General features: G+C 71.9%; 22 protein-coding genes. 13 read left to right on the top strand and 9 right to left on the bottom strand.

Annotated features, from left to right (window positions below; genetic code table 11):
- The first annotated feature begins 1 nt into the window (after window position 1).
- The 4 genes from ACIBVL_RS06030 to ACIBVL_RS06015 are packed head-to-tail and all read left to right on the top strand — an operon-like array spanning window position 2 to window position 4,171.
- Window positions 2-1,000 (top strand): carbohydrate ABC transporter permease, encoded by a 999-nt coding sequence (locus ACIBVL_RS06030; RefSeq protein ID WP_399092536.1) that lies wholly within the window; start codon window positions 2-4, stop codon window positions 998-1,000.
- The gene (locus ACIBVL_RS06025) at window positions 997-1,860 is read left to right on the top strand and encodes a carbohydrate ABC transporter permease (protein ID WP_399092533.1); all 864 of its coding nucleotides are present in this window, start codon (window positions 997-999) and stop codon (window positions 1,858-1,860) included. The genes ACIBVL_RS06030 and ACIBVL_RS06025 overlap by 4 nt, the downstream gene beginning before the upstream one ends.
- Window positions 1,861-1,893: 33 nt before the next feature.
- A complete protein-coding gene (locus ACIBVL_RS06020) occupies window positions 1,894-3,177 on the top strand; it encodes a 6-phospho-beta-glucosidase (RefSeq protein ID WP_399092530.1) in 1,284 nt (427 codons plus the stop codon).
- On the top strand, window positions 3,170-4,171 hold the full coding sequence (locus ACIBVL_RS06015) for an N-acetylglucosamine kinase (protein WP_399092527.1): 1,002 nt from the start codon (window positions 3,170-3,172) through the stop codon (window positions 4,169-4,171). The genes ACIBVL_RS06020 and ACIBVL_RS06015 overlap by 8 nt, the downstream gene beginning before the upstream one ends.
- Here the strand turns inward: ACIBVL_RS06015 and ACIBVL_RS06010 are convergent.
- The 5 genes from ACIBVL_RS06010 to ACIBVL_RS05990 all read right to left on the bottom strand — a co-directional run bounded on the left by ACIBVL_RS06010 (window position 4,161) and on the right by ACIBVL_RS05990 (window position 9,872).
- Window positions 4,161-5,198 carry a LacI family DNA-binding transcriptional regulator gene (locus ACIBVL_RS06010; protein ID WP_399092524.1) on the bottom strand — a complete coding sequence of 346 codons (1,038 nt, stop codon included), beginning with the start codon at window positions 5,196-5,198 and terminating at the stop codon, window positions 4,161-4,163. The two genes, ACIBVL_RS06015 and ACIBVL_RS06010, sit on opposite strands and share 11 nt — an antisense overlap.
- Window positions 5,199-5,270: 72 nt before the next feature.
- Entirely contained in the window at window positions 5,271-6,326 is a 1,056-nt protein-coding gene (locus tag ACIBVL_RS06005; RefSeq protein ID WP_399092521.1) for a Gfo/Idh/MocA family oxidoreductase, read from the bottom strand.
- A 105-nt stretch (window positions 6,327-6,431) separates the two neighbouring features.
- Window positions 6,432-7,214 carry a TIM barrel protein gene (locus ACIBVL_RS06000; protein ID WP_399092518.1) on the bottom strand — a complete coding sequence of 261 codons (783 nt, stop codon included), beginning with the start codon at window positions 7,212-7,214 and terminating at the stop codon, window positions 6,432-6,434.
- A gap of 385 nt (window positions 7,215-7,599) precedes the next feature.
- Window positions 7,600-8,448, bottom strand: a complete 849-nt coding sequence (locus tag ACIBVL_RS05995; RefSeq protein ID WP_399092515.1) for a class I SAM-dependent methyltransferase — start codon at window positions 8,446-8,448, stop codon at window positions 7,600-7,602.
- Between the two features lie 98 nt (window positions 8,449-8,546).
- On the bottom strand, window positions 8,547-9,872 hold the full coding sequence (locus ACIBVL_RS05990; protein ID WP_399092512.1) for an arginine deiminase family protein: 1,326 nt from the start codon (window positions 9,870-9,872) through the stop codon (window positions 8,547-8,549).
- Between the two features lie 536 nt (window positions 9,873-10,408).
- Here ACIBVL_RS05990 and ACIBVL_RS05985 point away from each other — a divergent pair.
- Genes ACIBVL_RS05985 through ACIBVL_RS05960 form a run of 6 tightly spaced genes read left to right on the top strand, consistent with a single transcriptional unit; the run spans window position 10,409 to window position 19,826 of the window.
- Window positions 10,409-11,551 carry an acyl-CoA dehydrogenase family protein gene (locus ACIBVL_RS05985; RefSeq protein WP_399092509.1) on the top strand — a complete coding sequence of 381 codons (1,143 nt, stop codon included), beginning with the start codon at window positions 10,409-10,411 and terminating at the stop codon, window positions 11,549-11,551.
- Window position 11,552: 1 nt separating this feature from the next.
- Complete coding sequence (locus tag ACIBVL_RS05980; protein ID WP_399092505.1) at window positions 11,553-14,663, top strand: amino acid adenylation domain-containing protein; 3,111 nt, start codon at window positions 11,553-11,555, stop codon at window positions 14,661-14,663.
- Window positions 14,656-15,483, top strand: a complete 828-nt coding sequence (locus ACIBVL_RS05975) for a thioesterase II family protein (RefSeq protein ID WP_399092502.1) — start codon at window positions 14,656-14,658, stop codon at window positions 15,481-15,483. The genes ACIBVL_RS05980 and ACIBVL_RS05975 overlap by 8 nt, the downstream gene beginning before the upstream one ends.
- Complete coding sequence (locus ACIBVL_RS05970; protein WP_399092499.1) at window positions 15,480-17,501, top strand: primary-amine oxidase; 2,022 nt, start codon at window positions 15,480-15,482, stop codon at window positions 17,499-17,501. Before ACIBVL_RS05975 ends, ACIBVL_RS05970 begins: the two co-directional genes overlap by 4 nt.
- On the top strand, window positions 17,482-18,393 hold the full coding sequence (gene thpD / locus ACIBVL_RS05965) for an ectoine hydroxylase (RefSeq protein WP_399092496.1): 912 nt from the start codon (window positions 17,482-17,484) through the stop codon (window positions 18,391-18,393). The genes ACIBVL_RS05970 and thpD overlap by 20 nt, the downstream gene beginning before the upstream one ends.
- Window positions 18,390-19,826 (top strand): gamma-aminobutyraldehyde dehydrogenase, encoded by a 1,437-nt coding sequence (locus tag ACIBVL_RS05960; protein ID WP_399092493.1) that lies wholly within the window; start codon window positions 18,390-18,392, stop codon window positions 19,824-19,826. Before thpD ends, ACIBVL_RS05960 begins: the two co-directional genes overlap by 4 nt.
- A 51-nt stretch (window positions 19,827-19,877) precedes the next feature.
- Here the strand turns inward: ACIBVL_RS05960 and ACIBVL_RS05955 are convergent, their stop codons facing one another.
- Both ACIBVL_RS05955 and ACIBVL_RS05950 read right to left on the bottom strand, forming a co-directional pair.
- Window positions 19,878-20,729 carry an EamA family transporter gene (locus tag ACIBVL_RS05955; RefSeq protein WP_399092490.1) on the bottom strand — a complete coding sequence of 284 codons (852 nt, stop codon included), beginning with the start codon at window positions 20,727-20,729 and terminating at the stop codon, window positions 19,878-19,880.
- 151 nt (window positions 20,730-20,880) lie between these two features.
- Window positions 20,881-21,846, bottom strand: coding sequence for a D-alanyl-D-alanine carboxypeptidase family protein (locus ACIBVL_RS05950; protein WP_399092487.1), 966 nt, complete (start codon window positions 21,844-21,846; stop codon window positions 20,881-20,883).
- 179 nt (window positions 21,847-22,025) lie between these two features.
- On the opposite strand from ACIBVL_RS05950, the gene ACIBVL_RS05945 reads away from it, so the two are divergent.
- A complete protein-coding gene (locus tag ACIBVL_RS05945) occupies window positions 22,026-22,541 on the top strand; it encodes a GNAT family N-acetyltransferase (protein ID WP_399092484.1) in 516 nt (171 codons plus the stop codon).
- A 121-nt stretch (window positions 22,542-22,662) separates the two neighbouring features.
- Here the strand turns inward: ACIBVL_RS05945 and ACIBVL_RS05940 are convergent, their stop codons facing one another.
- Window positions 22,663-23,478, bottom strand: a complete 816-nt coding sequence (locus ACIBVL_RS05940; protein ID WP_399092481.1) for a DUF899 domain-containing protein — start codon at window positions 23,476-23,478, stop codon at window positions 22,663-22,665.
- Window positions 23,479-23,768: 290 nt separating this feature from the next.
- Between ACIBVL_RS05940 and ACIBVL_RS05935 the strand changes: the two genes are divergently transcribed.
- Together ACIBVL_RS05935 and ACIBVL_RS05930 are read left to right on the top strand one after the other, a co-directional pair.
- Entirely contained in the window at window positions 23,769-24,167 is a 399-nt protein-coding gene (locus tag ACIBVL_RS05935; RefSeq protein ID WP_399092478.1) for a VOC family protein, read from the top strand.
- 21 nt (window positions 24,168-24,188) lie between these two features.
- Window positions 24,189-25,259, top strand: coding sequence for an adenosine deaminase (locus ACIBVL_RS05930; RefSeq protein ID WP_399092475.1), 1,071 nt, complete (start codon window positions 24,189-24,191; stop codon window positions 25,257-25,259).
- Here ACIBVL_RS05930 and ACIBVL_RS05925 read toward each other — a convergent pair.
- Window positions 25,241-25,756, bottom strand: coding sequence for a DUF664 domain-containing protein (locus tag ACIBVL_RS05925; protein WP_399092472.1), 516 nt, complete (start codon window positions 25,754-25,756; stop codon window positions 25,241-25,243). The two genes, ACIBVL_RS05930 and ACIBVL_RS05925, sit on opposite strands and share 19 nt — an antisense overlap.

Genomic DNA, 25,756 nt, shown 5'->3' with positions numbered 1-25,756 from the left:
GATGACGGCTGTGGTCGCCCCCGTCGGCGACACCCCGGGCACGGCGCGGGCGCGCCCTGCCCGGGGCATCCGGCGCCGCCCGAGCAGGGCCCGCTGGTGGGTCGTCCTCGCTTTCCTGTCCCCGTTCGTCCTCGGGTTCGCCGTCTTCGTGCTCTACCCGGTGGCCGCCACGCTCTACTACTCCCTCACCGACTTCCAGGCCGGCTCCTACCGGCCGGTGCGGTTCGTCGGGCTGCGCAACTACCGCGCCCTGTTCACCCAGTCCGACACCTTCTGGGTGGCCGTGCGCAACACGCTGTGGATGGTCGTCGTCATGGTGCCGCTGCGCACCGCCTGGGCCATGCTCACCGCCTGGGTGATCATCCGCGTCAAGCGCGGCAGGGCCCTGTACCGCACCCTGTTCTTCCTCCCGTCCATGGTGCCGGTGGTGGCCGCCGCCCTGTCGTTCATCGTGCTGCTCAACCCGGTCGGACCGCTCAACCGCCTGCTCGACCTGGTGGGCGTCACCGGGCCCGGATGGTTCTCGGACCCCGCCTGGTCCAAGCCCAGCCTCGTCATGATGGCGCTGTGGGCCGGCGGCAACGTGATGGTCATCTTCTCCGCCGCCATGCTCGACGTGCCGCGCGAGCTGTACGAGGCCGCCGAACTCGACGGCGCGGGCGCGCTGCAGAAGTTCCGCAGCGTGACCCTGCCGGCGATCTCCCCGGTCATCTTCTTCGCCCTGCTCACCGGGATGATCTACACCTTCCAGTACTTCACCGAGGCGTTCGTGGCCTCCAGCTCCGCCAACGCCACGTCGTCCAGCAACGACCTCATCGGCTACCCCGCCAACTCGCTGCTCTTCTACTCGACGGAGCTGTACCGACAGGGCTTCTCGTACTTCAAGACCGGTTACGCCTCCGCCATGGCCTGGCTTCTGTTCCTGGTCATCTTCGCGGCGACCGTGGTGTTCATCCGCGCCTCGCGCCGCTTCGTGCACCACGCGGGCGGTGGCCGATGAGCACCCTGGACCTGGCGAAACACCGATCACCTTCGTCACGCCGCCTGCTGTTCCTGCTCGCCGAGCACGCGCCCGCCGTGGCCATCGCGCTCTGCTTCCTGCTGCCGCTGACGATCTGCGTGCTCACCGCGTTCATGACCCAGCATCAGGCCGGCACCGGCTCGCTGTGGCCCTCGCCCTGGGAGTTCGGCAACTTCCGCGAGGTCTTCTCGGCCATGCCGTTCGGTCGTGACCTGCTCAACACGATGCTGTACGCCGGACTGTCCACGGTCGGCGTCGTCGTCTCCTCGGTCCCCGTGGCCTACGCGCTGGCCAGGCTCCGCTGGCGCGGCCGTGAGGGCGTCTTCCTGGTCGTCCTCGCCGCGATGATGATCCCGGCCCAGGTCACCAGCCTGCCCCTGTACGTCATGTACGCGCACATGGGTTGGGTGGGCACCCTCAAACCGCTCATCGTGCCGTCCTTCTTCGGCGACGCCTTCAGCATCTTCCTGCTGCGCCAGTTCTTCCTCACCATCCCCGACGAGTTCACCGAGGCGGCCAGGGTGGACGGCGCCGGCGAACTGCGCATCCTGTGGCGGGTGTTGATCCCCATGGCCAAGCCGGCGATCGCCGCCGTGGGCCTCTTCGCCTTCCTCTACGCCTGGAACGACTTCTACAACCCGCTGCTCTACACCGGGAACAGCGACACCGGCCAGACCCTCGCGGTGGCCCTCAGCCAGCTCGCCAAGAACGGGCACCAGAACGCCTACCAGCTGCAGATGGCGGCCTCGCTGATGTTCCTGCTGCCCGTGCTGGTGCTGTTCTTCCTGGCCCAGAAGGTCTTCGTCGAGGGCATCGCGCTGACCGGCGTCAAGGGCTGAATCCCGCGCCCCGTACCGATTCATGGGAGCACGATGAAGATCACCGTTGTCGGCGGTGGCAGTACCTACACACCCGAGCTGATCGAGGGTTTCGCCCGGCGCGCCGAGGTGCTGCCGGTCGAGGAACTCGTCCTGTACGACACCGACGCCGACCGCCTCGCCGTCATCGGCGGGCTGTCCCGCCGTATCCTCGCCCGGCACGGCTTCCCCGGCCGGCTGACCACCACGACCGACCTCGCCCCCGCGGCGCGGGGAGCGGCCGCGGTGCTCGTCCAGCTCCGGGTGGGCGGGCAGGCGGCCCGGCTGGTGGACGAGACCCTCCCGAACCGCTTCGGCCTGCTCGGCCAGGAGACCACCGGCCCCGGCGGCTTCGCCAAGGCCCTGCGCACCGTGCCGGTGGTGCTCGACATCGCCACCGAAGTACGCCGCCGCGCCGGTCCCGGCGCCTGGATCATCGACTTCACCAACCCGGTCGGCATCGTCACCCGCGCCCTGCTGGACGCCGGCCATCGCGCGGTCGGCCTGTGCAACGTCGCGATCAAGTTCCAGCGACAGCTGGCCGCCCGGCTCGGCACCGACCCCGACCGCGTACGGCTCGGCCACGCGGGCCTCAACCATCTGTCCTGGATCCGCTCGGTCACCGTCGACGGCGTGGACCGCCTGCCGGAACTCCTGAGCGGTGACGCGCTCGGCGAACTCGCCGCGCAGCTCCGAGTCCCCGCCGGGGCGCTGCGCGACCTCGGGGCCCTCCCCTCGTACTACCTCCACTACTTCTACTGCACGGACGACGAGATCCGGGCTCAGCAGGCCGGATCGCACCGCGCCGAGCAAGTCCTCGGCATCGAAAGGGAGTTGCTGGCCCTGTACGCGGACCCCGCCCTGGACCGCAAACCCGACCTGCTGGAACAGCGGGGCGGTGCCTACTACAGCGAGGCCGCGGTCGCCCTGGTCACCAGCCTGCTCACCGGCGACGGCGCCCACCACTACGTGAACGTACGCAACGACGGGGTGCTGCCCGGCCTGCCGGACGAGGCCGTGGTCGAGGTACCGGCCCACGTCGGCACCGCCGGGCCGCACCCCGTCCCCGTGCCGCCCCTGCCGCCCGAGATGCTCGGGCTCGTCCAGGCGGTCACCGCGTACGAGACCCTCACCGTCGAGGCGGCCCTGACCGGGGACCGCACGGTGGCCCGGCGCGCCCTCATGGCCAATCCGCTCGTGCGCGAATGGGCACGGGCCGACGCGCTTCTCGACGCGCTGCTGGAGGCCAACCGCCGCCATCTGCCGCGGTTCTTCGCCGGCGAGGTGGCCGATGCCTGACCTCGTCGTGGGCGTCGACGGAGGCAACTCCAAGACCGACCTCGTCCTCGCGGACACCGACGGACGCCTGCTGTCCTGGGTACGCGGGGAAGGCACCCGGCCGCACACCGAGGGCATGGAGAGCACCACCGGACACCTTGCCCGCCTGGGCCGGCAGGCGCTGGCGGAAGCCGGCCTGCCCGACACGACCCCGGTGTCGGTCGGCGCGTACTTCCTCGCCAACGTCGACCGCCGGGCCCAGGAGCGGGCCGCGCGACGGGAGCTGACCCGGCTGGGCGTGGCCCAGCGGACCCTCGTGCACAACGACACGCTCGCCGTGCTGAGGGCCGGCGCACCGGACGGCTGGGGAGTGGCGGTGGTGTCGGGCGCCGGCATCAACGCGGCGGCGGTCCACCCGGGGGGCCGCTCGGCCCGCTTCCTCTCCCTCGGCGACATCACCGGGGACTGGGGCGGGGGACTGGCCGTGGCCCGCGCGGGCCTGGGCGCCGCCGTCCGCGCCGGCGACGGACGCGGCCCGGCCACCCGGCTGCGTCAGGACCTGCCGGGCCACTTCGCCCTGCACAGCGTCGAGTCCGTCGCGTTGGCCGTCAGCAGCGGCGACATACCGATGACCGCCCTGCACGGCCTGGCACCCCTGGTCTTCGCGACGGCCGCGGACGGCGACGCCGTGGCCCGGGGCATCGTGGAACGCCTCGGCGACGAGATCGTCGCCATGGTGACCGCGCTCCTGCGCCGACTGCGGCTCCTGCGCACCCCGACCCCGGTGGTCCTGGGCGGCGGCACCCTGCAGAACGACCAGGTACTGCTCCGGGACCACATCCGGTCCCGCCTGGCCGCCGAGGCCCCCCTTGCCCGGCCCCGCGTACTGGACGTGCCCCCCGTCGCGGGCGCCCTGCGCGAGGCGCTCCAGACCGCGGGAGCTCCGCCCGCCGCCCACCACCGGCTGCGCGGCGCCGTCGCCGCCCGAAAGCCGCCCTCCTCCTTCACCCCGTGACCCGACGGGGCGGGGCGGTCGTTCCCCGCACGACGAGGCGGGGGGCGATCACGTGTTCCCCGGCCGGGGTCTCGTCGCCTTCGAGGCGGGCGACGGCACGGCCGACGGCGAGCCCGGCGAGGCGGGAGACGTCCTGCCCGACCGTGGTGAGGTCGATGTGGGCGAGGCGTGCCAGATGGCTGTCGTCGAAGCCGACGACGGAGATGTCGCCCGGAACCGCGACGCCGGAGCGGAGGAAGATGTCCAGAACGCCGGTAGCGCAGCGGTCGTTGAAGGCCAGTACCGCACTGGGGCGCGGGCCGGCCGTCACCAGGGTCCGGGCGGCCGCGGCACCTTCCTCCTCGCTCAGCCCGCCGGGGAGGACGCGGATGTGTCCGCCGAGCCCGTGGCGGTTCATGGCGGTGCGGTAGCCGCGCCGCCGGTCGGCCGCGCCCGGTGCCCTGCCGCCGTCGATGTGGACGATGGCGCGGTGGCCCAGGGCGACGAGATGGTCCACCGCCTGCCGGGCGCCCTCGTCGTCGGCGGTCCGTACGACCTCCAGGCCCGCCACGGACGGCCGCAGCCGGCGGGCCACGGAAACGACCGGCAGTTGTCCGGCGAGCTCCGTCAGCCGTGAGGCGGGGGCCTGCGGCCCGAGGAGGATCAGCGCCTCACAACGGTCGGCAAGCAGGGACTCGACGGCACGCTGCTCGCCGCGCTCGCCGGTCACGGCACTCAGCGCGATCTGGTACCCGGACGGTTCGGCCGCCGCGTAGATGCCCTCCAGCAGGTCGGAGTGGAAAGGATGCTTGAGGCCGAACTGCACCCCGAGCAGGTGGGAACGGTGACTGCGCAGCAGCCGCGCCCGGGTGTCCGGACGGTAACCGATCTCCCGCGCGGCCTCCTGGACGCGTTCACGGGTGACGGCGCTCGCGCCTTTCGCGCCGCGCATCACGATGGAGACCAGCGCCGTGGACACGCCCGCCCGCGCCGCCACGTCGGCGAGCGTCGGCCGCTTTCCGCCGGGGACCGCCGGGGTCGGTGGCAACCTGTCCTCCCTGGTCGGGATCGTCTCCTGGGCGCCTGATCATAGAACGTTCCACTCTCGCGTCGCGGAGGTTCAGCGCGCCACCGCGGGCTCCCGATACCCGGGGCTCTGCCGGACGTCACCCACCCGGACGGCCCCTCCGGTGACGACCGAACCGATCGCGGCGAGTGCCATCCCGAGCGCGGCCCGCGCGTCCTCACCGGTGACCGCCGGCGTACGTCCGCTGCGGACGCTGTCGGTGAATGCGGCCAGCTCGGCGACGTAGGCCGGATGGAAGAGGTCCTGGTCGTACGTGACGCACTCGGCGGCGGCGCCGGCCGGGCCGTACGCCGTCACATGGGTGCGGCGCAGATCGCCCAGGGTGAGCATGCCCTCCGAGCCCTTGACCTCGCCGCGGACGTCATAGCCGTACACCGCCTCGAAGTTGGCCTCCGCGGTGGCGATGGCGCCGTTGTCGAAACGGATCGTCACCACGGCGGTGTCGAGCAGCCCCCGGTCCTTGAAGTCGGGCCGGACCAGGGCGTCGGCCATCGAGAAGACCTCCACTGGCTCGGATCCGGGGTTCAGGTAGCGCAGGGCGTCGAAGTCGTGGATGAGTGTCTCGAGGAAGATCGTCCAGGGCGGGATGCGCGAGGGGTCGTGCAGCTTGGGGTCCCGGGTGAGGGACCGCAGCAGCTGCGGGGTGCCGACGGCACCGGCGGTGATCTTCTCGTGGGCGGCGCGGAAGCCCGCGTCGAAGCGGCGGTTGAAGCCCACCTGGAGGGCCACGCCCGCCTCACGCGCGGCGGCGATGGCGCGGTCGGCCTCGTCGAGGGTGACGGCCATCGGCTTCTCGCAGAAGACCGCCTTGCCGGCCCGCGCCGCCGCCTCGACCAGTCCCGCGTGGGTGCGTGCCGGAGTGACGATCACGACCGCCTCGATCTCCGGGTCGGCGAGCAGATCCCCGATCTCCGTGTACGCCACGGGGCAGTCCAGGCGCGAGGCCAGTTCCCTGGCGGCGCCGGGCGCGGGGTCGGCGATGGCGGCGAGCCGCACGCCGGGCAGGCGGCGGGCCAGGGTCTCGGCGTGGAACGAGCCCATGCGCCCGGCACCGACGAGGCCGACGGCGAGGGATTGCGGGGAGGTCATGGCACATCTCCGTGATCTGCGTCGTAACGCGTGTCTTGCGGCTGAGCTGCGGCGATTGCCGTGGTGAGGGGGCGCGGCGTACGCGCTGTCCCGCGGCCGCTCCTGTCAGAGCGTGAAGGCGGCCCGGAAGCGCTCCAGGGCGGCCTCCGTGTCGTCGGAGGCCCACGCCTCCATGGCGACGGTGCCCTCGTAGCCGATCTCCGCCAGAGTCCGGGCGACGGCCGGATAGTTGATCTCTCCCGTGCCGGGCTCGCAACGGCCCGGCACGTCGGCCACCTGGATCTCCCCGACGAGTCCCGCGGCGTGGGCCCTGCGGACCAGCTCGATCAGGTTCCCCTCGCCGATCTGGGCGTGATACAGGTCCAGGTTCATCCGCAGCCCCGGCCGGTCCACCGCGGCGACCAGCGCGAGGGTGTCGGCGGCCTTCGCGAACGGCACGCCGGGATGGTCGACAGCGGTGTTGAGGTTCTCCAGGGTGAAGACGACGCCGGCGCTCTCACCGAGTTCGGCGATCCGCGTCAGGGTGCGCTGGGCGGCCATCCACATCTCACCGGTGGGTTCCCCCTGCACCGGCACCACGGGCAGCCCCTGGCCGTCCAGACCGGTGCCGTGCAGGTTCAGCCGGGTACAACCGAGGTGCTCGGCCGCCTTGAGCGACTCCTCCGCCGTGCGCAGCAGCTCGGCGGCGCCGGCCTCATCGGTCAGGCTGCCGGTCACGTACCCGGTCATGGAGACGAAGTCGGCGGGGGTACGGGCGAGGGCGTCGAGGTCGTGCTTCGTCCAGTCCCAGAGCTCGACCTGGAAGCCGGCCCCGTGGAGGCGCCGGGCGCGTTCCTCGATCGGCAGCTCCCGGAAGACCATCTCCGCGCAGACCGCCAGTGCGTACATCGCGGCTCTCCTCTCCCCGGACACTCGGAGACTAGAACGTTCTATATCCTCCGAGCAGTACGCCAGCCGCCTCACCGTCCTGTCAATAGTCCTGCTGGTCATGAGATATAGAACGTTCCAGTACCGCCGCACGTACCGGGTGTGCCGGAGGACTGACCGTCGTCGTGAGCCCAGCCCTTCGGGCCCGGCGCGCAGGCGTGCGAGGGTGCGTTCCGGCAGCGCGGTCGCGGCATCCACCGCGCCGCGACCGAGCGCGGCCCGGACCTGCGGCTCGGTGTGACGGGGCGGTGCCGCGGGACGCCACAGGGCGGGCGCGGTGAACCGTCCACCGCTTCGGGCCGGCCACACCGGTGCCGGCCCTCGCGATTGCCCCTCTTCCTGGGTGTCAGACCGCGGGCTTCACCGCCTCCACGAGCAAGTGGTAGCCGAGGTGGTTGAAGGGCGGGATCTCAGCGAGGAACCGTTCCATCCGGTCGACGAACGCGCGCACCGACGCGTCCCGCAGGACCTCGTCCGCCAGCCATGCCGCCAGAGGCGAGTTGCCGCGGATCCGGGTGACCGTCATCCCGGCACCGGCGAACAGTGCCGTGAGGTCCTGGGGGCTGAAGCTGTACCAGGGCGCGAGGTACTCCTCACCGCTGCGGGTCTCGGTGAACAGCAACTGTTTGCCCGCCACGTCCGTGACATCGACCGAGGCGAACCGGTCACCGGTGAACATCTCCTCGAACAGGGCGTTCTTCACCCCGAGCAGCATCCGTCCGCCAGGCCGCAGCACGCGGTGCACCTCGGTGAAGACCGCCGGGCGGTCCTCCAGCGGCAGGTGCATGAGGGCCAGCATGCTGGTGACGGTGTCGAAGGAGCCGTCCGGGAAGGGCATGTGCGCCATGTCGCCCTCGCGCAGCTCCGCCGTCAGGCCCCGTTCGCGGAGCTTGCCGGCCGCCACTTCCAGCATCGAACCCGAGATGTCCAGTCCGCTGACCTGAGCGCCCCGCTCCGCCATGGGCACGGTGAAGCGGCCGGTGCCGCAGCCGATGTCCAGAACGCGTTCCCCGGGCCGGATCTTCTCCAGCAGGAAGCGGTGCTCGGTCGTGGTGAACATCTCGTCGCACGGGCCGCGCCCGGGGATGCGCTCGTCGTACTCCTCGGCCACCCGGCGATAGACGGACCTGACCTGGTCCTTCTGCTGCTCGGCCTGGTCGGCGAGGGTGCGGTTGGGTTGGTCGTACGTCGTCATGGAGTTCCTCCTCGGAACGGGACGGTGGGATGGAGATGGGGATGGGGAGGGCAGAGGGTGACAGGAACGGGAACGCGATCTGCGGGAGCGGCGCCGGGTCAGGAGTCCAACGGGTCACGGAGCAGGGGGCAGGACAGGCAGTGCGGACCGCCTCTGCCCCGCACCAGTTCGGCGCTGGGTGTCGTCAGGACCTCGATACCGGCGGCGCTCAGATACTCGTTGGCGACGACGTTTCGGTCGTAGGCGATGACCGTGCGCGGTCGGACGGCCAGCACATTCGCGGCGTCACTCCACTGCTCGCGTTGCTCGGCGACACCGGTGCGGTCGCCGCCCGCCGCGATCAGCCGCAGGGCGGGCAGCCCGAGGGACTTGGCCAGGCGGGTGAGGGGATCGTCGATGCTCTCGGCCCTGACCGCGCCGTCCCGGTCGAGTCGCAGCGCGAACCACCGGCACGCCTGCAGATGGGGGCCGCTGGCCAGAAAGGTGTCCCCGTCGACCATGGTCAGCACCGTGTCGAGGTGCATGCACTGGCGGGCCCGGGGGAGCAGAACGGCGAACACGTGCCGGGCCTGGCCCGAGGAGAGCAGCGCACGGGCCAGTTGCTCCGCCCCCGCGGGCGTGGTGCGTTCACCGACGCCGACGACGACACAACCCGGTCCCGCGAGCAGGACGTCGCCGCCTTCCACGGGTTCGTGCGGGCCCTCTCCGTCGGGGCCGGCCAGTGGCCTTGCTCCGGCTGCGCGGGCAGCCGCCCCCAGCAGCAGGCCCTCGGCCCGCCGCACCGCGCCGGCCATGCGGTGGACGGTGTGGCGCCGTCCCAGCCAGCTGCTGCTGTCCCGGACGAAGAGAGCGTTGACCAGCGGCGGCAGCACGAACGAGTCGGGAGAGAGAGTCAGGGTGCCGAGCGAGGCCGCGACGGCGTGCGGATGCTCGGCCGCCAGTTCACGCACGGTGATCCCCGACAGCAGCAGCCGGGCCCGATCGTGGGCGGGCACCCCGTGGCACATGTCGTCCACCGCCGCGGCGACCAGCGGGCCGAGCCGCTGCGCGCCCGCCACCGCTCGCACCGGCCGCCGGCCGACGCCGGGTTCCGCCAGGGCGGCTGCCACCAGCGATTCGAGTTCCACCACTTCGACCCCGTGACCCCGCAACAGCCGGGTGAAGTCGTCGTGTTCCGCCTGGGCGCGCTCCGCCCAGGGCAGGTCGTCGAAGAGGAGGTCGTGGCAGTTGCCGGGACCGAGCCGGCTCAACTCGGCTCCCGGGCGGTGCGTGAGCACCCGGCGCAGGACACCGACCTCGTTGTCGACATAGGTGTCCCGCAGGGCCGCCAGGCCCGGTAATCGAACTGGTTTTGACGCCAGTCCGCCGGTGGGTGAGCGCTGACTCGGATGCCGGTCGTCGAAGAGAGCAGGAGAACGCCTCATGGCCGCTCCTGGGAATAGGGAGTCGGACCGGGGCCTGATGACGAAGACACGCGGAAACCAATCAGTGCATGACCCCGGTCGTGGAAGCGGTGCCGTGGGGCCAACGTAGGGAAAACTATGTGCGTGCGTCAACGACCTGCCGTCCCGAATGATTGCGACGGTCGTGCGAAAAGCCGGGGACTCATCTCCGAATGGGGCGGCGACCTGCTCCGATCTGCCGCTTCTGAAGGTTGTGTGAAGGCGTCTGATTGTCTGTGGCGGCCGATTCGGAAAGGCGACGCAAAGTCGCGGGTTTGAAATCCACGGGCGGGGAACGGCGGGTGACTGCTCTTTCGGGAAAGGGCGCACGGCCCTTGACAGAGGGTCTGCCGACCTCCCCACACTGAGGAAAAGGCAGGACGGCTCGACGGTCGCCGACGTGATCGCCTCGGGCGCCGTACCGCACGCCGCAGCCGGCCTCTCCGCCGTTGAGCGGAGGAAAAGAACAATGACGCGACGCTGATCGAGTTGGGATTCTCGTGCACGGTTCACTTCCCTTGGTTGAGGACTCCGATTTACGTGAAGAAGTACGGCAGCTGCTGACAGGGCCGGAATTACGCGAAGAACTGCACGGCATATGGAGAACTCCGCCGCACAAGGAGTGTCCGCCCCCTCGGCTGACCTACCGGGAGCTGGGCGCCCGTGGCCTCCTCGCCCCGCACTGGCCGCCCGAATACGGCGGTCGCGGCGCCGGTGTGCACGCCACCGCCGTCGTGGCCGAGGAACTCGCCCTGCTCGGCGTCCCCGACAGCGCCCGGGTGAACACCATCGACAACGCCGGCGCCACGCTGCTGTCGTTCGGCACGGAACGGCAGCGCCGCCGCTACTGCCCGGACATGGCCGCGGGCCGGGTCACCTTTTCCGTGCTGTACACCGAACCCGACGCCGGCAGTGACCTCGGCGGCATGGCCACGCGTGCCGAACGCACGGCGGGCGGCTGGCGGCTGAGCGGCACCAAGACCTGGAACGCCACGACGGAGGACGCCCGGTACGGCATCTGCGCCGCGCGAGTCGCCGGAGGCGGTGACAACGCCTACGCGGCCACCGCCCTGTTCGTCGTGCCCCTGGACCACCCCGCGGTGCGCGTCGAAGCGTTGGCGACCGTCAACCCGGAGCGGTTCTTCACCGTCCATCTCGACGGCGCCGAAGTGGACGAGGAGGCGCTGATCGGGTCACCGGGCGCGGGCTGGTCGATGCTCACCCAGGCCCTGGGGCTGGAACGCACCGGCATCTGCTTCGCCGGGCGGGCCCGCCGCTGGCTGGATCAGCTGGCCCGGGCGCTGGACGCACGCGATGACCCGGCCGGTGCCGGCGGGGAGGGCGAACTGCCCCGGCTGGACGCCGAGGTGACCTCGGCACGCCTGCTGGGCTGGGAGGCCGTGGCCGACCTCGCGGACGGGCGTCTCGGCGCGGCTGCCGCCGCCGCTGCCAAGTGGTGGAGCAGCGAACTCGCCCAGCGAGTCGCCCGGCTGGCCTGGGATTTGCTCGGCCCGCAGGGATCTCCCGCGTTTCCGGACCTCATGGTGGCCGTCCGCGAGGCACCCGGGCTGACGCTCGCCGCCGGCACCTCGGAAATGCAGTTGTCGACCGTGGTCACCGACCTGCTGGACGGCGGCGACCCGTGGGAGGAGCAGGTCTGACATGGCTCGTCACACCGACTGGCAGCAGCATCTGATCCGGGACTTCACCACCACCCTCGGCTCGTGCGACCCCGCCGACGTCACCGACGTACGGCGCGCGCTGGCACGGGACGGCTGGAACAACTCCTGTCTCCCGGTCGACGAAGGGGGCCTGGGGCTGACGGTCGCCGATGCCGCCGCTCTCGCCGAGCAACTGGGCCTCGCCCAGGGCCCGAGCGACCCCCTGGACATCCTGGTGGCGCTTCCGCTGCTCACCCGCACGGCGCCCGATCTGGCCCGGGAGATCCGCACGGGCGCGCACGGCGTGGGCGTGGTCGTGCCCGGGCCGGGCGCCGACGGCAGGGGCACCGGAACCGACGGACCGGCGCTGTTCACCCAGGAACAGCCGGATGTGGTCCTTCTGCCGGCCGAGCGAACACCGACCGCGGGGACGACGACCGTGCGAGGGCTCACGGCGGGGAGCCCGACCGGGGGAGCGCGCACCGCGCGAACGCCCATGGCGGGAACGCCGACCGCCGGAGCACCGGACGGCCCGCCAGACCCCGGAGCACCCGCCGCCGGCCCGCCAGACCCCGAAGTACCCACCGCCGGCCCACCGAACGCCGAGACACCCACCACCGCAACGTCGGCCACCGGACCGCTGAACACCGTGACCGGCTGGCGGCCGGCCACGGCAACCCCCCACCCGACCCCGGGCGACCTGCTCATGGACGTGGCCACGGACGAGCCCGGCACCCTCCACCCCGGCCTGGTGGGCGTGCCCGCCGGTCCGCTGTGGGCGGCGTGCGCGCTGCTGCGCAACGCCCATCGGCTGGGTCTGGCCCGCGCCGCGCTCACCAAGGCCGTCGACCGCGCCCGCCGACGGGTGCAGTTCGGCCGCCCGATCGGCTCATACCAGGCCGTCGCCTTCCCCCTGGCAGCCCAGCGGGCGCGTCTGGAAGGGCTGCGGCTGGCGAACCTCGCCCGGCTGCGCGAGCTCGACGCCCATGGCCAGGACATCACGCCCGAGCGGGCCGGGCGCGCGCTGGCCGACGCGCTGGCGCTGACGGACGCGATCACCGCGCTGCTGAACGACTGTGTCCGCCACGCCGTGCACGTCCACGGCACGTTCGGCCTGTACGACGGCAGTCCCGTCGCCGCCTGCCACCGCCGTCTGCTGACGGAAACAGCCCGCTGGGGGCCGCACCATCACGGACGGCCGACATGGCGGCCCGCGGCGCGGCCCGGTCCGGGCGAAGAAGCCGACCTGCACCGGGCCGCCCGTCGTCGGCTGGCCCGGCTGCGGGAACCGGCGCGCGTACGCGACAACGAGGTCCCCTACCCGGTCGGCCGGTGTGTGCACGAGCTGGTCGAACTGGCCGCGGCCCGCCACCCCGGGGCGATCGCCGTCCGCAGCCCTGACGGCGACCTCACCTACGCGCGGCTCGACGCGGACGCCGAACACCTCGCCGCAGCACTGCGCCACCGCGGCATCGCCTCCGACGACCTGGTGGGCCTGCACATGGAACACGGCCCTCGGGCGGTCACGGCCATCCTCGCCGTCCTCAAGGCGGGTGCCGCCTATCTGCCGCTCGATCCCGCCCTGCCACCGGAGCGCACCGCATTCATGACCGAGGACGCGGATACCGCCCTCGTCCTGAGCGAGGCCCGGCTGCTCGACGGACTGCCGCCGCTGCGGGCGCCGGTGACCACCCTGCCGGACCTGGCCCGGTCCCCGGCACGGGCGCAGGCGCGGGACGGGAAGCGGCCGGCGGCCCCCGACTCGCTCGTGTACGTCCTCTACACGTCGGGCTCCACCGGTAGCCCCAAAGGAGTCGAGGTCGAGCACCGCAATCTGACCAACCGGCTGTACTGGGACGCCGCCACGTTTCCCCTGCACCCCTCGGACGCGGTGCTCCACCACACCTCCCTGGGCTTCGACATCTCCGTGTGGGAGATCTTCGCCCCGCTGATCTCCGGGGCCACGCTCGTCGTCCCCCCGCCCGGAGCGCCGCGCGACCCGCACCGGATGCTCACCCTGATGCGGGACACCGGCGTCACCGTGCTGGCCTGCGTCCCCTCGCTGCTGGACGTCCTGCTGGACGAGGACGACCCGGCCCTCGCCGACGTGACCGGCCTGCGCTACCTGTTCTGCGGCGGCGAAACCCTGCCGCCGCGGCTGGTCGAACGGTTCCACGCCCTGGGACTCCCGGCGGAGCTGCACAACTTCTACGGCCCCAGCGAGTGCACCATCGACGTCACGTCCTGGCGCTGCGACCCCGGTGCCGGAGACGGCCCGGTGCCGATCGGGACTCCGCTGGCCAACGTCGGGGTCCACGTCCTGGACGAGAACGGCGATGTCGTGCCGCCCGGGCGGCCGGGGGAGCTCTACGTCGGCGGGGCCGGCGTGGCCCGCGGCTACCGCCGGCGCCCCGACCTGACCGCGCGGCGTTTCCTGCCCGATCCCTTCACCGACCGGCCCGACGCCCGCATGTACCGGACCGGCGACCTCGTACGCATGGACCGAGAGGGGGTCCTGCACTTCCTCGGCCGGACCGACCGCCAGGTGAAGATCCGCGGTCATCGTGTCGAACTCGGCGAGATCCAGCACGCGCTCGAACGGCACCCCGCGGTCCGCGCGGCGGCCGTCCGTGCCGTGGAGGACCGTATCGAGGCCCATGTCGTCGCGGCGGACGGCACTCCCGCGGACACCGCCGACCTGACCCGGCACCTGCGCCGCACGCTGCCCGCCTACATGGTTCCCACGGCCTTCGGTTTCCTGCCCATGCTGCCCGTCACCGGCAACGGGAAGACCGACTACGCCGCTCTGCCGCCCCTGCGGCCCGTGCCCCACGGCCCCGACGGAGCCGTGGCGGCCGGCGGCCGGCCGGACGCCCTGGAGGACGCCCTCACCGAACTCGCGGGCCGGCTGCTCGGCCGGGATCGGCTGGACGCGGCCGACGACTTCTTCGCCGCGGGCGGCAGTTCCCTGCACGCCGCCCGGTTCGTCTCGCGGGCCCGCACCGAACACGGCCTCGACGTCCGCCTGGAGCACTTCCTCGCGTCCCCCACGGTCCGGGACCTCGTCAAGAACGCAGCGCACGCAACGGAAGGCGACCACCCCGATGCCTGACGGACAACCCCGCACCCCGGCGCACGAATGGCCCGCCGGCACCCGGATCCACCTGTTCTGCTTCCCGCACGCCGGGGCCGGTTCGGGCACCTACCGCCCCTGGAGCACCGCCCTGGCCCCGGACATCGACGTGCACCCCGTGCGACTGCCGGGGCGCGACGGGCGCTACGCCGAACCGCCCGGCACGAGCGTGACGGCGCTCGCCCGCGGCTGCGCCGACGAACTCCTGGACCTCCTGGACCACGCGGCCGACGACCGGCCGTACGCCCTGTTCGGCCACAGCCTGGGCGCCATCACCGCCTACGAGACCGCCCGCGTCCTGCTGCACCGGGGCAGGCCTCCGGCGATGCTCGTCGTCTCGGGCAGCGAGCCCCCGCACCGCCTCACCACCCCGGCCCGCCCCTGCCACGGCCTGCCGGACGACGCCTTCCTGGCCGAGGTCATCCGGCTCGGCGGCACTCCACCGGACATCCGCGAGGAAAAGGAACTGCTGCGCCTCATGCTGCCGGCTCTCCGCGCCGACTTCACCGCGGCCGAGACCTACCGGCACCGCCGCGGCGGGCTCCCCCTGCCCATACCCATCGCCGTCTACGCCGGCTCCGACGACATGACCCTCGTCCAGCGAAGCCTCGACGACTGGAGCCAGCTGACCCGCGCCCCCGCCGTGCGCCAACGGCGCTTCCCCGGCGGCCACTTCTACCTGGACGCGGGCCGCCCACTCGTCCTGCAGGCCCTGCGGCACGACCTGCTGCGGGCTGCCCCGCCCCGGCACACTCCGCCCCGAACCCCCGCCGCCCAGCTGTCCAGGAGGCCCCGGTGAGCATCGCCCCCGCCACGGCAACCGCGCTGACGAAGCATCCGCTGGAGCCACTGACCGCCGACGAGATCCGGCTGGCCTCCGCGCTGCTGAAGTCCCGGCGCGGACTCACGGCGGACGTCCGTTTCGTCATGATGTCGCTCAAGGAGCCGGACAAGGAGCGGCTGACGGACTACGACCCCGAACACCACCCGCCGCGCGAGGTGTTCGTCGTTCTGCGTGACCGCCGGCACCGCCGCACCTACGAGGCGGTGGTTCGCCTGGACACCGAGGAGGTCACCCTCTGGCGCGACTGCCCCGGTGCCCAGACCGCCATCACCGAGGAGGAGTTCGAGCAGTGCGACGCCGCGGTCCGCGCGGACGCCCGCTGGCAGGACGCCATGCGCCGGCGCGGTGTCACCGACTTCTCCCTCGCCATGATCGACGCCTGGCCGACCGGCCACACCGGCGAGCACGAGGACCGCCCGGGACAGCGGCTGTCGTACGCCCTCACCTTCGTCCGCGCCCATCCCACCGACAACGGCTACGCCCGCCCCGTCGAGAACCTCATGGCGCTGGTGGACCTGGACTCCCTGGAGGTCCTGGACGTCATGGACCGGGGCGTGGTGCCGCTGCCGCCGCTCTGCGGGAACTACGACCCCGCCGAGCGCCGCGAGGACGGCAACTGGCCGTCCGTCGTGCGGGAGCGCACCGATCTGAAACCCATCGACATCACCCAGCCCGAGGGACCGAGCTTCACCGTCGACGGGTACGCCGTCCGCTGGCAGAAGTGGCGTCTGCGCCTGGGCTTCACCGTCCGCGAGGGACTCGTCCTGCACCAGCTCGGCTACGAGGACAAGGGCCGGGTCCGGTCGGTCGTGCACCGTGCCTCCCTCGCCGAGATGTACACGCCGTACGGCGACCCCGGCTTCACCCATTACCACAAGAACGCCTTCGACGAGGGCGAGTACGGCGCGGGCTTCATGGTCAACGCCCTGGAACTCGGCTGCGACTGCCTCGGCGAGATCCACTACTTCGACGCCGTCGTGCACGACCAGGACGGCCTGCCGGTCACGCTGCCCCACGCGATCTGCATGCACGAGGAAGACATGAACATCGCGTGGAAGCACACGGACTTCCGCACCGGCAGGGTCGTCACCCGGCGCCAGCGCCGACTCGTCATCTCCTCCTTCGCCGTCCTCGGCAACTACCAGTACGGATACTTCTGGTACCTGTACCTGGACGGCACCATCGGCTTCGAGGTCAAACTCACCGGGATGATCTCGACCGGGGCCTTCACCGGCCCCTGCCCGCCCTACGGCACGGCGGTCGCACCCGGCCTCTACGGCCCCCACCACCAGCACTTCTTCTCCATGCGCCTGGACATGGCCGTCGACGGACCGCGCAACTCCGTGTACGAGGTCGACTCGGTGCCGCTCCCGGTGGACGAACACAACCCGCACGCCAACGCCTGGCGCACCGAACCCCGCCTGCTCGCCTCGGAGTCGCAGGCCCAGCAGCGCCTCGCACAGGCCGCCACCGGCCGCTTCTGGAACATCGTCAACCCGGACCGGCGCAACGGCCTCGGCGAGCCGGTCGGTTACAAGCTGGTCCCCTCCTCCGGCCTGCTGCCCATGCAGCCCCGGGGCAGCCAGGCCTGGCACCGGGCCCGCTTCTGCTACGGCCATCTCTGGGTCACGGCACACGACCCCACCCAGATGTACGCCGCCGGCGACTACCCCAACCAGCACCCGGGCGACGCGGGCCTGCCCGAGTACGTACGGGCCGACCGGCCCACGGCCGACGCCGACATCGTGCTGTGGCACACCTTCGGCGAGCACCACGTCGTACGGCCCGAGGACTGGCCGGCGATGCCGGTGGTGTCCACGGGTTTCACGCTCCGGCCGAACGGCTTCTTCGACGGGAACCCCGCCCTGGACCTGCCCGCGCCGGACTCCTGCCGAGCCGACTCGTGCCACGACCACCTGCCCGACGACCGCACCCCGAAAGGCACAGAGCACCATGACCACCACACTGACTGATCACTACCCCACCCGGCTCCCGGAACCCGGAGGCCTCGTCCCTCGGCACGATCCCGTGGCGTGGGGCGACCCGGCGAACGGCCCCCTCGAACCCGGCGAGTTCGAGGCCTTCGCCGACCGCGGCCACCACCACGGCCCGCACCCGCTGTTCAGTCCGCACGAGGTGGAGGACTTCCGGCAGGAGGCCGCACGCCTCGCCGCCGAACCCGCCCTGCGCGCCGACGAGCGCACCGTCGTGGAGGAGGCCTCCCAGGAGGTCCGCTCCGTCTTCGAAGTGCACCGCATCAGCCCGGTGTTCGCCCGGCTGGCCGCGGATCCGCGCCTCGCGGACGTGGCCCGCCAGATCCTCGGCTCCGAGGTCTACGTGCACCAGAGCAGGGTCAACTACAAGCCGGGATTCACCGGCGGGCCGTTCTACTGGCACTCCGACTTCGAGACCTGGCACGCCGAGGACGGCATGCCGCAGCCTCGCGCGCTGAGCGTGTCCATCGCCCTGACCGAGAACTTCCCGTACAACGGCAGTCTCCTGATCATCCCGGGTTCGCACCGCACCTTCGTGCCCTGTGTCGGCCGCACCCCGCCCGACCACCACCGCACCTCGCTGCGCACCCACTCCGCCACCGTCGGCATGCCGGACCGGGGCGCGGTGCGCGACCTCGCCGAACAGGGCGGAGGCATCGACCAGTTCACCGGGCCGCCCGGATCCGCGACCTTCTTCGACTCCAACTGCATGCACGGCTCGAACGGCAACATCACGCCCTACCCGCGCTCCAACGTCTTCCTCGTCTACAACAGCGTCGGCAACACGCTCGGGCCGCCGTACGCCGCGCCCGCGCCCCGGCCGCCGTACATCGCCTCCCGGGACTTCACGCCCGTGGGGGAGGCGCGGTGAACCTCGGCGAACCCCTGGGCAACTTCATCGCGGGAGCCCGCCGTCCGGCTCGCGCCGAGGAGACCGTCACCCTGGTGAACCCGGCCACCGGCCGCCCCGCCGGGACGGCCCCCGTGTCCGGCGACGCCGACATCGACGCGGCCGTACGCTCAGCCCAGGACGCCTTCGAGCGCTGGCGCCTCACCCCGCCCGGCGAGCGGCAACGTGCCCTGCTGAGGATCGCGGACGCCCTCGAGGAGCGGGCCGACGAGTTCGCGGCGGCCGAGGCGGTGCACACGGGCAAGCCCCTGCACCTCATCGCGAGCGAGGAAATGGGCCCCATGACGGACCAGATCAGGTTCTTCGCGGGAGCCGCCCGCATGCTGGAGGGCAGGGCCACCGGGGAGTACCTGCCCGGCCACACCTCGTCGATCCGCCGTGAGCCGGTCGGCGTCTGCGCCCAGGTGACCCCCTGGAACTACCCGCTGATGATGGCGGTGTGGAAGTTCGCCCCCGCCGTCGCGGCCGGCAACACCGTGGTGCTCAAGCCCTCGGACACCACCCCCGTGACCACGCTGATGCTGGCCGAGCTGGCGGCCGGTTTCCTGCCGCCGGGCGTCCTCAACGTGGTCTGCGGAAACCGGGAGACCGGGCGCCGGCTGGTACGGCATCCCGGTCCGGACATGGTGTCGGTCACCGGCAGCGTCCGCGCGGGCACCGACGTGGCCTCCGCCGCGTCCGCCGACGTCAAACGCGTCCACCTGGAACTGGGCGGCAAGGCGCCCGTGGTGGTGGCCGCCGACGCCGACCTGCCGCAGGCCGCGCGGGGCATCGCGGAGGCGGGCCTTTTCAACGCGGGACAGGACTGCGCGTCGGCGTGCCGGATCATCGTCGACGCCTCGGTGCACGACGCGTTCGTGGAGCACCTGGTTCATGAGGTGAAGGAGCTGACACCGGGGCCGCCCGACGATCCCAGCGCCTACTTCGGCCCGCTCAACAGCGCGGCACAGCGTGACCGGGTCCGGGGCTGTCTGGAACGGCTGCCCGAGCACGCCCGTACCGTCGCCGGAGGGTCGGCGCTGCCCGGCGAGGGTTTCTTCCACGAGGCCACGGTGGTCACGGGACTGCGCCAGGACGACGAGGCCGTCCAGGAGGAGATCTTCGGGCCCGTCCTCACCGTGCAGGCGTCCGCCGACGACGAGGAGGCGCTGCGCATGGCCAACGACGTGCGCTATGGACTCGCCTCGTCGGTGTGGACGCGTGACCACCGCCGCGCCGTGACCCTGGCACAGCGCATCGACGCCGGCATCGTCTGGATCAACTGCCACATGCCCACGGCCGCCGAGATGCCCCACGGCGGCTTCAAACAGTCCGGCTACGGCAAGGACCTGTCGGCGTACGGGCTGGAGGACTACACACGCGTCAAGCACGTCATGACGTACACGGGTCCGTGACCCGCCCCTCCGACGTGGCCGCCGGACTCTCCGGCGGCCGCGCCGCCGAGTTCAGCGCAGGGCGATGAGCGCGATGGCGGCGGCCGCGCACACCAGCCCGGCGGTCTGCCACCGGGTGAGCCGCTCGTGCAGGAACACCAGCGCCAACAGCACGGGGATGGCCGGGTAGAGCGCCGACAGGACGGTGGCCACAGCCATCAGCTGGTGCCGGGTGGCGGCGAGGAACAGGATGATGGCGACCGTTCCGACCGCACCGGCCGCGGCGGTCACGGCCGCCGGCCGTCCGGGCATCGTCGCCGGGGACCGGAACCCGACGAGCACCACGGCGATCACCAGGACGGAGACGACCCGGCTGACGACCACCGGCCACAGGCCGCCGTCCGCTCCCACCTGAGCCATGGCGAGGAACTGCACGCCGAAACCGGCGCTCGCGACCAGCGCGGCCGGGACTCCCGCGGTCACCGGCGGCCCGCCGGCCCGGCCCGCCCCCGGTCCCGACGCCTGCGAGACCAGCCAGAGGGCCGGGACGGCGGCCACGATGCCGATCCAGGCGACGGCGGCCGGGCGTTCGCCCAGGAAGGCCACCCCCACGAGAACCGGAAGCGCGACGGCGCCCACGTCGCTGACCGGGACGACCACGCTCATCTGCCCCTGGGACATGGCCCGGTACAAAAACGCGACCCCGACGCCCGTACCGACGCCGGAGAGCGCCCCGAACCAGTGGTCGCCCGCCGTCGCGGCCCCACCGGAGGACGACAGGGCCAGCACCACCGCGACCGCGCTTCCGGCGAGTTGGGCGTGGAGGGCCACGGTGATGCCGTCGATCCGCCGGGAGACGAGCCCGTTGGCGAAGTGGGTCACACCGAAACAGAGCGCGGAGGCCAGGGCCAGGATCTCACCCACGGGCCCTCCCCCGGGGCGACGGCAGGCATTCCCACGAAGGCGAGGCATCGGCACACAAAGGCATACCGACCGCCCTACCCGGGATCCTCCCGATGATGACGACTCGAACGACGGCCCGTCCGTCCCCCGGCTGCCTGGGTCACGCCCCCGTTCAGCCGAAGTAGGCCGTCTCGTTCACGTGGAACATGTAGTCGCGCCAGTTGGCCTTGATGTAGGTGTAGCGCGCCGGGTCGTAGCTCCACAGGTTGTCCAGTGCGTCGGCGACGACGTCCTGGTGGGCGCGGACGTAGTCCAGGACCGCCTCGGAGACCGGCGCGTAGGACCAGTGCCAGCGTTCCTCGCTGATCGCCGGTTTGTCGGTTGCCGACTCCGCCGTATACGTCTGGAGGAAGCCGTACTGGGCCGTGTTCGTGCGCAGCCACCGGTAGTTGGCGGCCTCCGGGCCGGCGTCCGTCCAGTCCTGCGGTGTCGTGTCGAAGAAGTCCGCGTCGGAGCCCAGATGGTGGCGCGAGACACCAGGAGCCGTCGACGTCCGGAGTATCTCGATCTGACGTTCCTCGGAGGTCAGCGAGAACCACACGTCGCGGTGGCTGTCCTTGTCCGGGTCCCACTGCGGGTCCGCACCCAGCTGGGTGGAGTACTTGGCGCGTATCTCGTCGGTGATGATGCCGAAGGTGCCGGCGCCGCCCGAACCGGTGCGCAGGAAACCGTACTTGCGGTCCCATATGGTGCGCTGCGTCGCCGCGGTGCGGACCCGGGAAACGACGACGACGTCGCGGCCGGTGCCCGTGCCGGTCGCCGCCGCGTCGGCCAGAGCGTTCACCTGGGTGTCCATCTCCGTGCCGAGTCCGTCGGGTGCGGTGCCCGTGCCGGTGATCCAGGCCGCGACGGCCGTCGGATCGGCGCCGTCGAGGACCTGCGCGACGTCCCGCGTGCGGCGGTCGATGTCCTCCTGCGAGCGGAAAGTCCGCGGCGGCGTGTCCGTGCCCGCGAAGGCGGCCCAACCGAATCCGGCCGTACCGACCGCGGCCGCGCCGGCCACTGTGAGGAACCCTCGTCTGCTGGGGGTCTTCCCGCGGTGGCCGGGTACCGACCCGTCGCGACTGTCGCCGTGCATGTGCGTCTCCGTTCTGGGCACCGGCTTCTTACACCGGCCGACGCACAAGATTCGCACGGCCGTGCCCGGCGCCGGTAGCCGCACTGTCGTCCAATACCCTTGCGCATGAGGGAGGTTGGCTTTTCCGCAGCTGGATCGGGCAGCAGGACGAGGGCGACCGTCGCACAGTGGAGGGGAACATGTCCGACCCATGGGTGAAACTCGAACTGGACATCGCGCAGTTCGATGCCCCCTGTTTCGAGAAGTACGTGACGCGATGCGGTGCTGACGGCATTCGCTTGACCACTCTCGCCGAACTGGGCGACACGCCCGCACACCGTCGCGTGTTGTACGAGCTGAACAAGGAGTGCTCCGCCGACATCCCCGAACGTGGGGAGTTCTATTCGTTCGACGAGTATGTCGAGCGGCGCTTCGCGGCCGCCGGCTACGACCCGCGGGGCGTCGTGATCGCCTTGGACGGCGACACCTGGATCGGCATGGCGGCTACGTCGAGGCACGGGGACTTCGTTTTCAACGAGATGACCGGCGTGCGGGCCGCCTACCGGGGCCGTGGCATCTCGATCGCCATGAAAGCCTTCGGAATGGCCTTCGCCAGGGAGTCCGGAGCGACCAAGGTGCGGACCTTCCATCACCCGGCGAACGCGAACGCCATAGCCATGAACCGGAGGCTGGGATTCGTGGACGCGGAGGGCTGAGGTCGGTCCCGCATCCCGAGGCGGCCCGGTCGGCGGCCGCCCGCGGACACCGCGCTCGACGCGTTTCCTCAGCCGGGCAGCCGGCCCCACACCCTGTGCCGACGCCGTCGACGAAGGCGCGTCAGTGGTGGTGGCCGTGCCGGCCGAGGGTCTCCACGGGGGTGGCGCCGGGGCGGGTCCATTGCGGCACGGGCCGGCTGGTCGGGCCCCAGGTGGCGACGCCGTCGGCGTCCGAGCGCCAGTACCAGCAGGCCTGGCGGCCCGTGGACGGGTGCCCCTCGCGGACATCGCCGATCACGGGCCGGCCCTCGGGATTGTCCTCCCACGCCTCGCCGCGGCCGTAGGGCGTCATGTCGAGCAGGGCGAGGGACCCGTTGACAGGCTCGTTGCCGCGGCCCGTCGTGGAGTAGGTGAGGAACACGCGGTCGCCGTCGCGCAGAAAACAGGTGATGTACCCCATCTCTCCGCCGACCGGCGCCGCCACGCCCCGCACCGAGTACCAGGGCTGGGTGTACCCCATGAACTCGACGTAGTCGGCCACCTCGTCCCACGGGCCCGTGGTCAGGACGGCGAACGAGACGCCCCGGGCGTTGAGGTAGACGGCGTCCTTCACGTGCCAGGCCGTGGTGGTGCAGCCCTCGCACTGCCCCTGGTGCGGCGCGCCGTCGTACCACATGTGCTTGTAGACCACGAGCTCGTCGCGCCCCTGGAACAGGTCCAGGAACGGGACCGGCCCGTCAGCGCCGGTGACCTCGACCGTGCCGTCGAGCTCGACCATCGGCAGCCGCCGCCGGGCCGCGGCGATCGCGTCGCCCGCGCGGGTGTGCGCCTTCTCGCGGACCAGCAGCTCATCGCGCGCCGCCTGCCAGGTGGCCAGGTCGACGACCGGCGGCTTGCCGGGGAGGTCGCTGCTCGCGTTGCCGGGTGTGGTCGTCATCGTGTCCTCCGAGGTGTCTCGTGCCGGGCGGCGTCGCAACGACGTCCTGCGGCGCTCATCAGAACAGACCCGCGGGGCGGCCGGAACTCATCGCGGAAGGGATGCCTCGGCCGAACCCGGGCGGACCCGGGGCCCCGACCTCCTGGCCGTCCCGCAGCCGCACCGGCGACCCCGACCACCTCGCCGAGAACAGCGCCGCGGGCACCCAGCACCGTGACTGGCGTCGGGGAGGTTTTACGTATAACCTCTCCCGTCAATCGCAACTGCCGCACGGCTTCCGAAAGGCCCCGATGTCACGCATCGCCCTGGTCACCCTCGTCGTCGACGACTACGACGAGGCGATCCGCTTCTACACCGACGCCCTCGGCTTCCGGCTCGTCGAGGACGCGCCGCGGCCCCACGGCTCCCGCTGGGTCGTCGTACGGCCGGGCGAGGGCCAGGACGGCACCGGGCTGCTGCTCGCCCGCGCCGTGGACGACGCCCAGCGTGCCCGCATCGGCGACCAGACCGGCGGCCGCGTCGGCTTCTTCCTGCACACCGACGACTTCGCCCGCGACCACGCCCGGATGCTCTCCGCCGGCGTGACCTTCCTGGAGGCGCCCCGCCACGAGCCGTACGGCTCCGTCGCCGTCTTCCAGGACCTGTACGGAAACCGCTGGGACCTGCTCCAGCCCGCCACCACCGCCTGACCCGAGAAAGACAGCACGCACATGACCGCGCCCCGTATCGACACCGACACCCTCCGCCGGCTGCCCAAGGCCGTCCTGCACGACCACCTCGACGGCGGCCTGCGCCCCGCCACCGTCGTGGAGCTCGCCGACGCGGTCGGTCACACCCTGCCCACCACCGACCCCGACGAGCTGGCCGCCTGGTACTTCGAGGCCGCGAACTCGGGTGACCTGGTGCGCTACATAGCCACCTTCGAGCACACCCTCGCCGTGATGCAGACCCGCGAAGGCCTGCTGCGCACCGCCGAGGAGTACGTGCTCGACCTGGCGGCGGACGGCGTCGTCTACGGCGAGGTGCGCTACGCCCCCGAGCTGAACGTCAACGGCGGGCTGAGCCTCGCCGAGGTCGTGGAGACCGTCCAGGAGGGCCTGGCGGCCGGCATGGCGAAGGCGGCAGCCGCCGGGACGCCGGTCCGGGTCGGCACGCTGCTGTGCGGCATGCGGATGTTCGACCGCGTGCGCGAGGCCGCCGACCTGGCCGTCGCCTTCCGGGACGCGGGTGTGGTCGGCTTCGACATCGCCGGCGCCGAGGACGGCTTCCCGCCCGCAGATCACCTCGAAGCCTTCGAGCACCTGCGCCGCGAGAGCGTCCCCTTCACCATCCACGCCGGTGAGGCCCACGGCCTGCCCAGCATCCACCAGGCTCTGCAGGTCTGCGGCGCCCAGCGCATCGGACACGGCGTGCGCATCACCGACGACATCGTCGACGGCAAGCTCGGCCGGCTCGCCGGGTGGGTGCGCGACCGCCGGATCGCCCTGGAGATGTGCCCGACGTCCAACCTCCAGACCGGCGCGGCCACCTCCGTCGCCGGGCACCCGATCACGGAGCTGAAGGACCTCGGCTTCCGCGTCACCCTCAACACCGACAACCGTCTGGTGTCCGGCACCACGATGACCCGGGAGATGTCCCTCCTCGTCGAGGAGGCCGGCTGGACCGTAGAGGACCTGCGCACGGTCACGGTGAACGCCCTGAAGAGCGCGTTCATCCCGTTCGACGAGCGCAGGGCCCTCATCGAGGACGTCGTCCTGCCCGCTTACGCGGCCGCGCTCTGAAGCAGCCCGCGCACGTAGGCGGCCTGTCCGACGTGCTGCAGATCGTCGGACAGGACGCTGACCAGCCGTACGCCCAGGATGACCGGCGGATCCCAGCGCACGTCCACCACGCGTTCGAGGTCCGCCGCCGTCAGCGCGCGCAGCGCCCTCAGGCTCTGCTCGTGCACGGCGTCGTGGTAGCCGATGAGCAGGTCGGGATCCTCGACCCGCACCTTCGCGACCTTGGCGGGGCTGTGCCCGTACCCGGTGTCATGGCGCGGCAGATCCAGTCCGAACCGTTTCTCCCAGTCCTGGCTCAGCCACACCTGGTCCAGGTCGAAGGCGTCGGCGACGTGGTCGTCCTGGACGCGGGTGAGATGCCAGACGAGCCAGGCGATGGAGTTGGTCTCGGGGGTGGGGAGGGCGTTGAGGTCGTCGGGGTCCAGGCCCTCGACGGCGGCGTGGACTTCTTCCTGGATGCGGTTGTACCCGTCGATGAGGATGTCCTTCGCATGCAT

This window comes from Streptomyces sp. NPDC049687 (assembly GCF_044465285.1).
GTDB lineage: Bacteria > Actinomycetota > Actinomycetes > Streptomycetales > Streptomycetaceae > Streptomyces.
The sequence above is the reverse complement of the archived record's forward strand: the minus strand, read 5'-3'. Positions and strand labels throughout refer to the sequence as shown.